16 protein-coding genes and 1 pseudogene are annotated in these 13,499 nt (G+C 36.2%); 10 read left to right on the top strand and 7 right to left on the bottom strand.

Annotation, left to right across the window (positions count from 1 at the left end):
• Positions 1-61: 61 nt before the first annotated feature.
• The 5 genes from kwaB to PSF09_RS19130 form a co-directional block, all read right to left on the bottom strand.
• Complete coding sequence (gene kwaB / locus PSF09_RS19110; RefSeq protein WP_048608184.1) at positions 62-1,009, bottom strand: anti-phage protein KwaB; 948 nt, start codon at positions 1,007-1,009, stop codon at positions 62-64.
• A complete protein-coding gene (gene kwaA / locus PSF09_RS19115; RefSeq protein ID WP_336298954.1) occupies positions 1,006-1,593 on the bottom strand; it encodes an anti-phage protein KwaA in 588 nt (195 codons plus the stop codon). Before kwaA ends, kwaB begins: the two co-directional genes overlap by 4 nt.
• A gap of 279 nt (positions 1,594-1,872) precedes the next feature.
• On the bottom strand, positions 1,873-2,283 hold the full coding sequence (locus PSF09_RS19120; RefSeq protein WP_272684339.1) for a hypothetical protein: 411 nt from the start codon (positions 2,281-2,283) through the stop codon (positions 1,873-1,875).
• Positions 2,284-2,346: 63 nt separating this feature from the next.
• On the bottom strand, positions 2,347-3,144 hold the full coding sequence (locus tag PSF09_RS19125) for a DNA translocase FtsK (RefSeq protein ID WP_272684340.1): 798 nt from the start codon (positions 3,142-3,144) through the stop codon (positions 2,347-2,349).
• A 60-nt stretch (positions 3,145-3,204) separates the two neighbouring features.
• A complete protein-coding gene (locus tag PSF09_RS19130; protein WP_272684341.1) occupies positions 3,205-3,639 on the bottom strand; it encodes a hypothetical protein in 435 nt (144 codons plus the stop codon).
• 119 nt (positions 3,640-3,758) lie between these two features.
• Here PSF09_RS19130 and PSF09_RS19135 point away from each other — a divergent pair, with 119 nt between their 5' ends.
• The 5 genes from PSF09_RS19135 to PSF09_RS19155 all read left to right on the top strand — a co-directional run bounded on the left by PSF09_RS19135 (position 3,759) and on the right by PSF09_RS19155 (position 6,116).
• A complete protein-coding gene (locus tag PSF09_RS19135) occupies positions 3,759-4,034 on the top strand; it encodes a helix-turn-helix domain-containing protein (RefSeq protein WP_001967176.1) in 276 nt (91 codons plus the stop codon).
• 107 nt (positions 4,035-4,141) lie between these two features.
• Entirely contained in the window at positions 4,142-4,483 is a 342-nt protein-coding gene (locus tag PSF09_RS19140; protein WP_061064082.1) for a hypothetical protein, read from the top strand.
• Between the two features lie 9 nt (positions 4,484-4,492).
• Positions 4,493-4,810, top strand: a complete 318-nt coding sequence (locus PSF09_RS19145) for a hypothetical protein (protein WP_146063747.1) — start codon at positions 4,493-4,495, stop codon at positions 4,808-4,810.
• A gap of 280 nt (positions 4,811-5,090) precedes the next feature.
• Positions 5,091-5,525 carry a DUF2787 family protein gene (locus tag PSF09_RS19150; protein ID WP_061064080.1) on the top strand — a complete coding sequence of 145 codons (435 nt, stop codon included), beginning with the start codon at positions 5,091-5,093 and terminating at the stop codon, positions 5,523-5,525.
• A 69-nt stretch (positions 5,526-5,594) separates the two neighbouring features.
• A complete protein-coding gene (locus PSF09_RS19155; RefSeq protein WP_272684342.1) occupies positions 5,595-6,116 on the top strand; it encodes a hypothetical protein in 522 nt (173 codons plus the stop codon).
• Positions 6,117-6,121: 5 nt separating this feature from the next.
• Here the strand turns inward: PSF09_RS19155 and PSF09_RS19160 are convergent, their stop codons facing one another.
• Entirely contained in the window at positions 6,122-6,718 is a 597-nt protein-coding gene (locus PSF09_RS19160; RefSeq protein WP_272684343.1) for a hypothetical protein, read from the bottom strand.
• 255 nt (positions 6,719-6,973) lie between these two features.
• On the opposite strand from PSF09_RS19160, the gene PSF09_RS19165 reads away from it, so the two are divergent.
• The 5 genes from PSF09_RS19165 to PSF09_RS19185 all read left to right on the top strand — a co-directional run bounded on the left by PSF09_RS19165 (position 6,974) and on the right by PSF09_RS19185 (position 13,330).
• Positions 6,974-7,186 (top strand): helix-turn-helix transcriptional regulator, encoded by a 213-nt coding sequence (locus PSF09_RS19165; RefSeq protein WP_272684344.1) that lies wholly within the window; start codon positions 6,974-6,976, stop codon positions 7,184-7,186.
• Positions 7,187-7,254: 68 nt separating this feature from the next.
• Positions 7,255-8,361, top strand: coding sequence for a hypothetical protein (locus PSF09_RS19170; protein WP_272684345.1), 1,107 nt, complete (start codon positions 7,255-7,257; stop codon positions 8,359-8,361).
• Between the two features lie 371 nt (positions 8,362-8,732).
• Positions 8,733-10,244, top strand: a complete 1,512-nt coding sequence (locus tag PSF09_RS19175; RefSeq protein ID WP_272684346.1) for a hypothetical protein — start codon at positions 8,733-8,735, stop codon at positions 10,242-10,244.
• A gap of 249 nt (positions 10,245-10,493) precedes the next feature.
• Positions 10,494-12,647, top strand: a complete 2,154-nt coding sequence (locus tag PSF09_RS19180; RefSeq protein ID WP_272684347.1) for a DEAD/DEAH box helicase — start codon at positions 10,494-10,496, stop codon at positions 12,645-12,647.
• A gap of 14 nt (positions 12,648-12,661) precedes the next feature.
• Positions 12,662-13,330 carry a DUF2290 domain-containing protein gene (locus PSF09_RS19185; protein ID WP_272684348.1) on the top strand — a complete coding sequence of 223 codons (669 nt, stop codon included), beginning with the start codon at positions 12,662-12,664 and terminating at the stop codon, positions 13,328-13,330.
• 41 nt (positions 13,331-13,371) lie between these two features.
• Here PSF09_RS19185 and PSF09_RS19190 read toward each other — a convergent pair.
• Positions 13,372-13,476 (bottom strand): annotated as a pseudogene (locus tag PSF09_RS19190) (integrase); the annotation flags it as partial.
• Positions 13,477-13,499 lie beyond the last annotated feature (23 nt).

Raw genomic sequence — 13,499 nt, forward strand, 5'->3', positions numbered from 1 at the left:
TCTGAGTGACAAATATTTTTACGAAGAGCTTATAATACCTGTCACTTGTACTTAAATAATTTCATTCATCCAATCTGTCTTTCGCTATGCTCATATATATTATTTTAGTTAATTCTGATTGTAAATAATCATCGCTCATGAGCTTAATAAAATGCTTCTGTGATACCTTTGTTTTAATTAATAGTTTATCTCCCGCTTTATTAATCTGTAGTAATGATGATAAATATTTATGTTGGGATACATAATTGATAATTGTTTGAGCATCTATCTTTCCCAGAACAGGGGAGTGCTTAGATATTTTTGCTAATTTTCTAGCGAATGAAATTTCTTTTGCACTCTTTTCTAAGCCTGACATGTCTTCAATTAGTAATGAATTTCGTAGAGAGTCTAAAGCAATAACTGCTTGAGCTTCAATTACTTTGTGAAATTTCATTTGAGTTTCAAGTGTTTTATGGTTTTTAATGTAAAAAACTTCATCAATTGAAAATAGGTCATAGTTGAAATCTAACCGTAATATTTCATTAGGCAGTTGTTTCAAGTATCCATCAGGATCAGGGACTAGGTTGAAAAGTTTTCTGCTATTTTTTAATACTGTAAGGTTAGTTTTATTTTTATAAAGAGCTAAGCATTTATTATCCCCGCTTATTAAAATTATAATTCCTTTTACATCTGTGAATTTATTTAAAGGATTATAGTAATCTTGTGAGTTCGGGGGGATTGCAATTGCCTGAATGATTTTTTCAAATTCTTCGGGAAATTGTTCATAATCGAATTTAAACAAGGCATTTTTTCTATCGTCAAAATTAGATAGTAAAGGGGATGTGAGGTCTTCATTATCAACAATGTCTTCTTTGATTTTATCTAAAAATCCAGCAGCTATGCTATCTAATGCACTACCTTCAATTCTGGAAAGCTTTAATTCATTGGTAGTAGTAGTAAATACAACTCTAATTCCACTGAAATTATCAATTATTTTTGCGGTTTTTTCTTTTAACTGCTGAATAGTCATATCTTTTTCCTTGCTATAAAAACAAATTCATCAAAAAAATTATAATAAACATTATCGCCCACTTTTAATGTATCATTTGAAATAGCGATCAAGTTCTTTGTTTCACCGCTTCCTGGGTGTACTATATCAACTCTGTATAGTTTGAAGCCAAAAAGAGCTAAGGTGGGATTTGCATAATACTTATCTGTTTTAATAAAAATAATGCCTATTACTATTACAAGCAAAAGATATGCTATATTTTTTTGCATATCTTCAAAACTGAATCCCATAAAAGGTACAATATATGTTGCTAGGAATGTTAAGCTTTCATAGCTTTCACTTTGACATGAGGTTATTTTAACGCTATCTAGCCCATTATATTTTGTTATATTTTTAAATCTTTTATAGAAATAAATGCCAATTAAAAAAAATATAAAGCAAACAATAGGTACAATGTTTGTTAAAGCAAGACTCTTTAATCCTATAAAACTACAATTCGAAGTAAAGCAAAATGGAATTTTGGCACTCAAGAGAATAATAAAAATAAACAGCATAGATAAAGATAGGATGTATAGACCTATTTTGTTGTATGTGTTTTTTTGCACAAACACCTCCTATCCGATAAATTTATTATAAATGTTCAATAATTTAACGCAATAATGATTTTATCACTTTTTACTGGTTTTACATACAGCAAAACGAGCTCAATTGAAATGTTTAAGACTAAATAGCTGCGTCTAATACCGCTACACTTGCTGTTTATTGACATATGGCAGTTATGTAAGGACAACATATAGAGTAAGCCAGACCTAGTTCCACTTAGCGAGGGGAAATTCTCAGACCTATAGTGTAGTACTATTTCCTTCCGCGCGGGTATTTAGCTATCATTTTCTATATATGTCATCCATTGCGCCTTCAGCTCCTACACCACATTGCGCAGTGCAACCAAAATTTGTTTTGATTGCTATTTTTCCTGTCTTATCTTTAGAAAACTCCATTTTGCAATATTGTTCACCGAAATCATTATCTGTACGGACTAAAGCAGTGGCATTCCAACTATCTGAAGATGAGTCTCTTTCTGTGATATAGGCAGTGCCTTCAGCTTCACAGACATACATATCAATATTGGCATTAATCTGGAAATCGAACTTTGCAGCATCGTTTTTACTTGGTGTGATTTCCAGTATTCCATGTTTGCTTTTGTATTCTGCAGGATTTTTAAAGGGTGAGTTTGCTGCCTGTGCAGTTGATAGAAAAAGGGTTGCTGTAGCAATGATTAGTGATAAACATTTCATATTATTCCTTTAAATTTTAATGTTGTTACATAAGGTGTATTTATGCCTTGAAGATTATGACTATTAAAACTGGCTTTTCCAATAAATCAAGTATCGCAAATAGTCCCCCCCATCCTCTTGTAGCCCATGCATCAACGGTTTCATGCTTTTATGGGGTAAGTCAGGCCACTCACCAATTCCTCTTGTTTGATGAATGTTTTCCTCACTTAGGCTTTCCCATCCTGCTTCATTCGGTACCCATAAACCTTGCCATTCTTCTTGTGCTATTCGAGGTAGATTCCAACAGGGCTGATTGCTGATGCGTCCATGTTGCCGTAGCACATCCAGCGGGGTTTCAGGGCGTAATGTGGCAAGGAAGCGGTAAGAACTGGCGTTGTTGCGGAGCGTGTCCTGATAAATGTCATCGCTGTGTGTATCAATCAGGTATTCAAACGGCGAAACAGATTTCAATATATTGGTTGTACCGCCCTCGATCTCGATTTCTTCAACCCAGACTACAATACGTTGCCAGACAATAGCCTGAATCAAGCAACGGTATTCTAGGGATTGAGTATCCAGTGGTAATTCAGTGAATAATGGGGTTTGTGCTGTCTCAATATGTTCTGCAAAGGCTGACGCATCGAAAGAGCGGTGGTGAGTCGGATACCCTAGAACCTCACGATAATCGTATTGATTTAACGGGGTGATAACACCGAGGTACTCAAGTTGATTAATGATTCGTTCAGCGCGATGAAATCCTATCCGAAAATGGCGCTGTAAACGTCTCGGTGACGCTCTGTTAATGAGAATGACGTAATCAATGGCTTTAGCTGTCAATGGATCATAGCTGCTGTCTAGCGTGTTGTGATGAGATAACTGCATAGTGCCTCTGAGTCAGTGCGAAAATACAGTTATTAAAATAACAAAAGATATTAAAAGATACTAATCTAATTCTTCCTGTTTCATTGTGAGTGCATTTTTTAATAACGCTTTTCTTTTCTCAACTGACAGTGATTTGTAGATTTCAAGTAAAAGGTTAAGATCTGCACTTTCAGAAGATAGTGTGTTTTGCTTGATGAGCTCTTTTTCATCCGTGTTTAGGATCACCTTAAATGCATCAATATGATAGAGGTCGCCGCGCTTATTAGGGTTCTTCTTGCGAAAGTGGGGATGAAGGGCTGTGATTGATTCTAGACGGACTCTAACGCCTTTCGCAGTGGTAGGGATATCCATCTCTTTATATTCAGGGTAACGTGTTGGATCGTCAGCTTTTTCTTTTCCTATAGCCGCAAGCTCCCCACTGGTAAACCAGAGCTTGGGCGCATTATCCATTTCAATTAGTTGTTTTTTATCAGTCATGATTTTTATAAATCTCATATATATCAAAAGGATAAAATAACCGCACTAGAAAGATGTTAAAATCATAAAGATATCTATTGATAATTCCCTTTAATTGGTTTTTAATAGACGAGGAATTAAACAGTGGAGTTATTACTATGTCTAACCCTGTAGCATCTCAAAAAAAGCCCCGAAAAGGAAGCGCTGCGGATTGGCACCGTGCGGATATTGTGGCGGCTTTGCATAAAAAAGGGGTCACACTAGCGCAATTATCTCGTGAGCATGGGCTTTCTTCTCGGACGTTAAATAATGCGCTAGAGCGAGCGTACCCAAGAGCTGAACAGATTATTGCGGATGTGATTGGCACGGCTCCTGAAACAATATGGCCGAGTCGTTACATCAATAAGCCACCCTCTAATAATCATGGACGGTAATTGAAATAGCCTAAATATTTACCCTTGCCTATCGGTAAGGCATTGCACCCATTCTAGCGTCAACACCATGGAAAAAAACCTTAATTCATTTAATTGAAGGAACACTCATGTCTATCAAAAATAAATTGCAAAAAATTCGAGAAGAAAATGAAGCGAAAGGATTAAATGACCCAGCTTTATTTAAACAGCGTTTGCTCAACGGTGGCTTTGGATTAGCTAAAACCTTTTGGCTATTTTGGTTTTTACCGATTTTATTCTTAAATATCGTTGAATTTTTTATTACTAAAAAGGTGACATTGAATAAAGTGGAAGCATTGATTCTCATTTGGGATATTTGCTGTTTTTACTTTATCGTGAAAATACCGAATCGTCGTGCTTGGTATTACGCAGCGTTGGTTGTGATTGCACTCGATATATTAGCAGGAATAACCGTGAATTTTCTGCTGTAAGGTGACAATGTGAAAATGAAACTTAACCAGTGGATGAAATTAAGCATATTAATGGCGATAGTTGGTTTAACGGGATGTAATGAGAGTACCATTAATTGTAATAGTGATGGTGCAAAAGCATTAGCGTTACAAGTGGTCAATCAACATGTCGGTTGGGCGATGTATGAGCAGCTTGAGAATGTGCGAACGCAACGTCAAAATGCAGAACGAGGCGTTTATCTCTGTGCTGCCGAAGCAACGGGAAAAGCAGGCTCTGTCACGGTAATTTATTCCGTGCAGCTCACGGATGATAAAAAAAGTTTTGTTGTTACGTTACTCAACGGTTAATTACTATGCCAGCCTATTATTAGGTTGGCATTTTACCCTTTGACTTTTCTATTCTTTCATTCACTTTCCACGTCAATATTCCCTAGCTATAAATAAAAATCACGGTAGATATATCAAAATAGCAATGATGGCTAAATGCATGTAACTATCTGATTATAAATAACAAATAACTTTACTTTGCTAGTGGTTATGGTAAAATATTAGCATGGCACTATACTCAAATATGATTGGGTTGTGCTTAACAGTTTATTTCCACTTTTTTATTTAAAGGCAACTTTATATGACTATTTATCAGTCAGGGCTACGCTTGCCTATCGCACAAGCTTTTAGCCAATTATTATTAAATGAACTGGATAATTCAGTGATTAACTCAGCGATTGATTTAACCCTTGTTCGGGCGGTCACAATGAATTTTCGAGACCCATTGTATAGTGCTGAAACAGGCGGTTTCCATCCTGTCGAAATACGCTTGTTACGGCAGCATGAGCAATGGCAGTTTGATTATGTGACCGATTTTTCATTCATGGGGAGCTATTATCCTGAGCTTGAAAAGGAACTCGATATTTGTTGGTCGCAGGGTTATATCTATCATTTTATGATGGGGGATATTGATGAAGAAGAGGGTGGAGCACTGTTTGAACTGTGGCAACGCAATTTTATTCAATACCACAAAATGAAATGTTACGAAGTCAGTATTCAGTGGGAAACCCACTAATTAAGTAAAAATAATACCAGCGCTGGTGATCTCATTAAGTACAGTACAATCAATAGAAGGTTTGAGTTGATGTTGATACCGTCCAAGCAAGGGGATTTAGATTGCCTCTGTGGGATTTACAGTCTGGTCAATATGGGTACATGGTTCTATGGAGACCGCATAAAACCCCGCCCGTTATTTAATTATCTTTTGCGTGAATACAGTGAATACTGGTCACTGTACAAGTGTTTAACCCAAGGTATTGATGTTCCTGAGATGGATTACTTGATTAAGCGCCTAACCTCAAAATACCCATCACAAGCCCCTCTACGCGTCACCACGCCATTTCGTTACAAAGATGGACTTACCACACAAAAAATACTGTCTGCCTGTCAGGTGTTCTTAGACGCTCATACAACGTCACGTCGGCTTATTCTTCTGGGTGATCAGTGGCATTGGTCGCTGGTGGAGCATATGGACAGTGAATATCTCTATTTCTTTGATAGCCACCAGCAAGAGAAAGTGAGCCGCACCAGCTATGGATTAAGAGGTAACAAAGTACGGCGGTTGTATAGTGAATCTGTTTATTTTGTTGAAATATCACCTTTATAAATAGGTTATTTTTTCAATGTATTTAACTTTTTAAGTTTATTAATGACCGATTGAGTATCTAGCAAATATAAAATATCTAACGGTGTCCATGTTGTAATATTTCTTTCATCAAAATTATTATTGAATATATAGGGAGGAATGAAACACTTTGTTTTAGTCATGGATTTGGCAATTGATTTTAGTTCTCCTTCGATTATTTTCTTTTCTTTATTATCAGGAAGTGTTTCAAATTCGTTTTTAAGAATGAAAATGTTTTTGTTTAAAACACATTCTTTCCAAATGGTTTTAAACGTATTTATTAATAATTTTGCATTGTCATTTTTAGACTCAATAACTGCGGTAATATAATAATAATCGATAACATTCATAATTGTTTGGCTGAAAATTCGTCCTGTGGCTTTTTCTCTTTCCATCATGTCATCATGACCAAAATGAACACAGATTTCTCTCAATCTTATTTTATTTTTATCATGCATGTTAATGGTGAATGGTGCGCCTAATTTTTTCAGTCTATTCTCTCTGCTTGTTTTTGCCCTTTTGCAATTATCTTCCTTTTTATTTTCTTGTTCTATCTTCTTTCTCTGACTTATTTTTCCAGACATTAGATGCTCCATTTTGTGACAGTCATGTAGTTCTCATGAGTTTAGTAAAAACACCCAATAATTGTGACGGTCATACATCACGGTGATTTTTATGTGTGACCGTCACTAATATTTTAAAGAATTTTAGCAGGTTTAGTCCAGAAAATCACTGTGACCGTCACTTAATCCGCCTTTTGGCCTTTTGTGACTATCACAATCGATCATTTTTATGGTTGTAAAGAGAGTAACTCCATAAACTGACAGGAGTTATGTCTCATGCAACACGAACACTTTTTAACGATTAAGCAAGTTTTAGAAATCACACAAGTCTCACGCGCGACCTTATACCGTTGGATTAAGGCGGGGGATTTTCCTGCGCAATATTCATTGACTGCATCTGGGCGCTCGGTTCGTTGGAAAGCGCTCGAAGTGCAAGAGTGGATCGACGAGTGCGTGAGAAAAGGGGGCAATAACTATGCTGCTCTGTAAGCCTGCGTTAGCCCCTTTATATGATGATATACAGAGTAATAGTGAACAAGTGAGTAATGGGGGTAGCTATGTCTATCTCTAAAGAGAAGCTTGATAATTTGAATAAATCAATCGCTATTCCTCATGAATTAGGTCATTACGAAATGATGCATAGAATAGATAAAATTAGCATTGTAGGAGATCTTGAAATTGATGATACCGATGAATTGTTCGATAGGCTAAATAAGATGAAAGGTAATCCTATTTATTCAATGAAAAGACGAAAAACGAAAAGTAAATATATTAAGAAATTGTATCGCTATCAAATTAAAATAAAAAACAAATATAATCCGAAGCAAGCATTTATGATTTATTATATGCCGACTGAAATCGATTTCAAGAAAACAGATAAATATCAAGGAAGAGGTGCTGTTAGATTTGAATTCAGTCCTCAACATTTTTCTTTTGATGATATTAATAAATTAGTTCTTTATTTAGGAAAGAAGAAGCGCCTAGGTAAGTATCTATATAAAATATTGAAAAGCGCATGGGTGACTCGCATTGATTATGCTTTAGACATATATGATATGCGTCTCTCAGACTATCATATTGGTTTTAAGGGGGCATGTTGTGGCGAACGTTACTCAAGTGAAGACGAGTTTCAAGGGCAACGGCTTGGTAGCAATAAATCAGAGTATCATGCCGCGTGCTATGAGAAGCTGGATGTTTGTGATGATTTAGACTCTCTTAGTGATGGCGACATACAACTGATAACCGCTAATTGGCGCGTAATACAGAATTACCGTCGTTTCCTGCGCTTAGAAGTTCGTTATAAACCGAGAAGTCAAGCGCTATTATTACGAGATATTCGCAATCTTCACAATTTGTTGGAACGTATTGGGTTCTATAAAAAGCCATTGCGCACCAAAGAAGGGGATTTAGATTGGGAGTCGCTACTGTCGAACAAGACATTACCTGAGTTACGCGATTATGTGAAGGAAACCTACCCAAATGAGGTTAAAAAAATCTTTAAACGTCTAGACAATAGATTGAAAAGCAATCAATTTGATCTTTTCGATAAAGATGAAATTTGGTGCGACTTTCATTTATTGGTTGAGAAGCTCGGCATTCTCGGAGTTCCAGCTCTTTGGCAGAAGAGTTTACGTGAAAAGTGGGCTCTCAAACACGGGTATTAATAACCCGCATTTAGGGTGATGGTGTTGGGTCGCGGCGGCAGTATAGTGTGGCGGCTCAACATATAACAATATTATGAATATATATCAATGCTGGTTACCAGCATAACAGCAAGTTTAGCAAGCATCATAAGCATAATGTGTATGAATAATAACGCTATCTATATATGGCTATAGTATGGGGATATTGGGATTAGCTATTTTCGCCTAGACCGCGAGTTGTTGGTCTTAACTGATCGCTTTGAGTAGCTGGCACGGGTATTTGACGCTTTCTCGGTTTTTCTAATCATCTACTAAAAAATGGGGGTAGCGGTAACCCCATTAAAAATGCATTTGCGTAATTCAATTTACTATTAACAACATGGTAAATTGAAATGACAGCAGCATATATCACCAAAGATAACATTCTTGTCACAGAAGCTACAGTTGAAGCCTATAAAGCGATTGTTTTGAGCGTTCCTTTTGATAATACCGTCGATCAACGTCATAAACCTCAATATTACAGTGAAATTGCCTTATTCTTACAGCATATTATCTGTAGTGCGACGGTTAGCAAAAATACGAAGAAAAAAGCGAGGTTTAAAGGAGATAAAAAGTGGACGTACTCTGTGCCATTTTCCGCTGAACTGGGGAAAGAGAAATTCCCTATGATTTTTAAGCAAAGTCGCGATTTAGGCTTAGAACGCGGTTTAGAGTGTTTAGAACAAGCTAAAATCATTAAAATTATCCAACATAGCTATGGAACCCATAAGTGCCGAGAATTTGCTTTATCTAAAAGTGTCCTTAAAGCTTTATTTCCCGGTAAACGAAAGGATTATCTTAAACGTACAGATCGCTATACCTATTTGACGAATATTTTTGATAAACGTAAGAAACCCGAAACACTGTATGAATTGATGTTAAAAAGCTCTTATAATGTAAAGCCTCCTAAGCATAAAACATCGAAACGAGCCATCGAAAATGCCAATTTTAGACAGCGCGTTATCGGTGTGTATCAACAACTCGAAGCATTACCGATCAACCTTGATAAACTACAAGAATATTGTAATGACCATCCTACTGCGAAGAATAAGAGCTTTTATTTTAATTTTATCTCTCATTTGATGGATGTGGGCGTCAAGGTGATGAGTGAAACGCCGCTAATCGTTGAGTATCGACAAGCGTATAAAACCGCCAAAGTGGGTAGCCGTTCTTTTGAAATAGGTACAGGCTTTCAATATTTACCCAGCAAGATGAAATGGGCATGTTTAGCCAACGGGTACAATTATGATATTAAAGGGTGTCAATTGGCTATTCTAGAGCAACAGTTCAAGAAATACGGTATTAGCACCGATTCACTATCTGTATTAGAAACCGACTTTATCAAAGATACGCTAGGGGTAGATGATGCGCTCGTTAAAACTATCCGCTACGGCACTATATTTAATGCTGGAATAGTTAATTTTTCGCCTAAGGGGAATATGGTGAAAAAGCTAAAAAAGCTTTATTCCGACGATTATGTATCAGAAATGCTGAAACATTGGGAATTAGAAACAAAAGAACTTTGTAACAGTTTAAACCTGCTTCTTGACGAGTATCTAACTACAGGAAAGAAAAACGGATATGGGTTATGTGTTACAAATGCGGTAGGACATCCATTTAACACAACGTGGAGGAAGTTACATAGCGGTGAGTGGAAAAAATGGACTAAAGATAGTAAAAAGATGAAGCGAAAGTTGCTTGCCCATATGATTCAAGGACTAGAAAGCCGTGCAGTCTATGATTATGTGAGTTCACACAGCGGTGTTTGTGCATTAGAACATGATGGATTTGTGAGCTTGCATAAGCTGTCTGATGGTGATTGGAAGCACGAGTATTTGGAGATTGTGCTGAAGCATTGCTGTTAGTAAATAGCAGCGATGGAAACGATGTATCGGTATTAGCTTGTACATTGGCACAGAACTATGTTTGATCTGGAGGGTTGTTCTGTGCCAGAAACGGAAGTTGGAGTGCCAGTGACCCCCTAAAAGTTGATGGTTCGTTTTGCAGGGATACTTACACTGTATATGGAGTTTTGCGAATGCTCAGAGTGGAGGGTAGGCATAAGAGAGTGTATGATGTAAAAAAACTTCATCCTTTTTTTGATGAGAGGAAATATGTTAAATATAATAAATGGTTCTTCTGACAAGCCAGTTACATCACAAACACTTAGAGAATGGCTTTCAGAAAAAGATGAATTAGAAGGCTCCTTATATATAGGCTATCCAATTATAGGAACAGTTGATGGTGCCTATGAAATTGATGCATTGTTAGTATCTGAGAAAAATGGGATTGTTGCTTTCAATCTAATTGAAGGAAGTAATTTACCAGACAATTATGATGCTATTCAGGATGAATGTTTTAATATGCTTGAAGCAAAATTAAAACAATATAAAGAGTTGAATGCTCGAAGAACTCTACTTGTAGATATGACTATTGTCACTTTTGCCCCAGCGGTTAACAGAGAAAAACAAATTATTGATAGTGATTTTCCGATAGTTACGACCGAAGAAGGTTTACTGGAATTATTAGGAAATACAGATTGGAAACATCCCGAGCTATATAACAAGACTATATCTGTAATACAAGCAGTGTCCAAAATAAGAGTTGCAAAGAAAAGAGATTACGTCACTAAGCCTGATTCCAAAGGTGCAGTTTTAATAAAGCTGGATCAGTCTATTACAAACCTAGATAGCCAGCAGAGTAAAGCAGTTTTAGAGACGGTTAATGGAGTACAAAGAATTCGGGGGCTTGCTGGCTCAGGCAAGACTATTGTATTAGCACGTAAAATAGCCTATCTTCATGCGAAGAATAGGAATTGGAAAATTGCCGTAACCTTCAATACTCGATCATTAAAAAATCAATTCATTAAGCTTATTACTAGTTTCGTTTTTGAGCAAACATCTGAGTCTCCTGATTGGGATAGAATAAAGATTATCCATGCTTGGGGTAGCTCTAGGATGGAAGGTGTTTATTACAATGCATGTGTAGATAATAATATTGAATATTTTGATTTTGGCACTGCAAAGAATTATTCTTCTACTAATGCTTTCGGGTATGTTTGTAAGAAATTCTTAGCCGAATGTAAGGATATTAACCCTGCATATGATCTCATTCTTATTGATGAAGCACAGGATTTTTCAGTCGATTTTTTAAGACTATGCTATCACTTATTAGATGATAATAAGCGTTTGGTATATGCCTATGACGAGCTGCAAACACTTACTGAAAGTTCCATGCCTACTCCAGATATAATTTGGGGATTAGCCCCAGATGGTACACCTTTAGTGACCTTAAATAATAAAAAAGGCCAGCCTCTTAGAGATATTATTCTCGATAAATGTTACCGAAATCCAGGACCAGTACTCAGTGCAGCACATGCGTTAGGATTTGGAATATATAGAACTATTTATGATGGTCTTGATACTAAAGGTGGTCATAAATGGGAAAGAGAATTAGTCCAAATGTTTGACTATGCTCCTCTGTGGGAAGACATTGGCTATGAAGTTATTTCTGGTGAACTTACAGGCGGAAAACACGTAACTCTCAAAAGAAAAAGAGAGGCAAGCCCTGAATTTCTTGAAAACCATTCTCCAATTGATGACATCATATCTTTTACCAAATTTAATAATGATGAAGAACAAATAATTGCACTAGTTGATGCTATCGAAAAAAACATTAAGGAGGATGAACTAAAACCAGATGATATAATGGTTATACATAGCAATCCCTTAACTACTAAAACAGCAGTTGCCAATGCTAGGCGTATGCTATATGAGAGAAACATTCAATCTACTGTCGCCGGTGTGACTGGTTCACCTGATGACTTTTTTGAAGAAGATAGTGTAATGTTTACATCTATTTATCGGGCTAAGGGTAATGAGGCTGCGATGGTATATTTTATCAATGCTCAGTATTGTGCTTCTGGTTCTGGTTTAGGTACAAAGAGAAACATCATGTTCACGGCAATGACAAGGACTAAAGCATGGTTACGCGTCTTCGGTCATGGTGAAATGATGGATATTATTAATTATGAATATCAACAAGTTCAACATAATGATTATAAATTAGATTTTAACTATCCAACTGAAGCAGAAAGAAAGTTATTGCGTATTGTTAACCGTGACATGACAGCACAAGAGAAAAATAGGATTAATAAACGACAATCTCAATTGGACGAAATGGCAGCCGAATTATTATCTGGAGAAATACATAAAGAAGATATATCCCCAGACGTTTTAGATAAACTTAGAAAAGCGTTGGGACTTTAATTGGGAGCCTTATAATGCTTAATTCTAGAGATATTTATAGGGAAGTTAGAGAAATAACTACAAAAGTGATTAATTCTGCCATTACTGATAAAGAAAAGTTTCCTTACCTTAGTAATAAGGGAACCACTAAAATAATAGGAATCGAGGGGGTTGATGACTTATCAATCGCCTTAAAAAGCATGAAGTATAATGAACTTTACCATGCTGTATATCAATCTGGTTTCTTTAATTTCAGATTTATTGATGGTGGATTAATCCAAATCCTTTATGAATTTAATCATGCCGATGAACTTATTCGACATAAATTAGCATATTTTCCTTCTCCAGATTTTGAATCTTTTCAAAACGAACCTGAACTCTATATGGAAGATAATATTTATACTGATATCTTAGACCCTAGAATACTACCAGTCCCTGTAAGGTTTGATTATGATTGCAGGGATGACATATACAAAGAACTGACCCATCCCAAAAGTCATTTGACACTTGGACAATATAAGAACTGTAGAATACCAGTTTGCTCTCCAATAACTCCTTCACTGTTCTTAGAATTCATACTGAGATCCTTTTATAATACAGCATTAATAGATCAATCAAAGAATATAAATCTAAGTTTCTCTAGATTTGAGCACTGCGCAAGTCAAAAAGAAATGGATAGAATACACATTAGAATAAGACCATAAAGATTAATAATTAAAGCTATGATCATGAATTTATCATAGCTTTAATTATATGGAGCAATATATTTATTGCAATTACTGGCAAGATAATTAGCCCACCACTGTTCCATCAACCGTCTTTCATCCAAATGCTCAGATGTATGAATATAGGTAATACATTGTTTGTACGGTG

The organism is Providencia sp. PROV141 (genome assembly GCF_028481645.1).
In the GTDB taxonomy this organism is placed as follows: Bacteria; Pseudomonadota; Gammaproteobacteria; order Enterobacterales; family Enterobacteriaceae; genus Providencia; species Providencia rettgeri.

What these genes read in the sequence shown, in the direction of transcription:
- kwaB (WP_048608184.1), bottom strand. Translation starts at nt 1,009, where the DNA reads ATGACTATTCAGCAGTTAAAAGAAAAAACCGCAAAAATAATTGATAAT.
- PSF09_RS19120 (WP_272684339.1), bottom strand. Translation starts at nt 2,283, where the DNA reads ATGAAATGTTTATCACTAATCATTGCTACAGCAACCCTTTTTCTATCA.
- PSF09_RS19125 (WP_272684340.1), bottom strand. Translation starts at nt 3,144, where the DNA reads ATGCAGTTATCTCATCACAACACGCTAGACAGCAGCTATGATCCATTG.
- PSF09_RS19130 (WP_272684341.1), bottom strand. Translation starts at nt 3,639, where the DNA reads ATGAGATTTATAAAAATCATGACTGATAAAAAACAACTAATTGAAATG.
- PSF09_RS19135 (WP_001967176.1), top strand. Translation starts at nt 3,759, where the DNA reads ATGTCTAACCCTGTAGCATCTCAAAAAAAGCCCCGAAAAGGAAGCGCT.
- PSF09_RS19140 (WP_061064082.1), top strand. Translation starts at nt 4,142, where the DNA reads ATGTCTATCAAAAATAAATTGCAAAAAATTCGAGAAGAAAATGAAGCG.
- PSF09_RS19150 (WP_061064080.1), top strand. Translation starts at nt 5,091, where the DNA reads ATGACTATTTATCAGTCAGGGCTACGCTTGCCTATCGCACAAGCTTTT.
- PSF09_RS19155 (WP_272684342.1), top strand. Translation starts at nt 5,595, where the DNA reads ATGTTGATACCGTCCAAGCAAGGGGATTTAGATTGCCTCTGTGGGATT.
- PSF09_RS19160 (WP_272684343.1), bottom strand. Translation starts at nt 6,718, where the DNA reads ATGTCTGGAAAAATAAGTCAGAGAAAGAAGATAGAACAAGAAAATAAA.
- PSF09_RS19165 (WP_272684344.1), top strand. Translation starts at nt 6,974, where the DNA reads ATGCAACACGAACACTTTTTAACGATTAAGCAAGTTTTAGAAATCACA.
- PSF09_RS19170 (WP_272684345.1), top strand. Translation starts at nt 7,255, where the DNA reads ATGTCTATCTCTAAAGAGAAGCTTGATAATTTGAATAAATCAATCGCT.
- PSF09_RS19175 (WP_272684346.1), top strand. Translation starts at nt 8,733, where the DNA reads ATGACAGCAGCATATATCACCAAAGATAACATTCTTGTCACAGAAGCT.
- PSF09_RS19180 (WP_272684347.1), top strand. Translation starts at nt 10,494, where the DNA reads ATGTTAAATATAATAAATGGTTCTTCTGACAAGCCAGTTACATCACAA.
- PSF09_RS19185 (WP_272684348.1), top strand. Translation starts at nt 12,662, where the DNA reads ATGCTTAATTCTAGAGATATTTATAGGGAAGTTAGAGAAATAACTACA.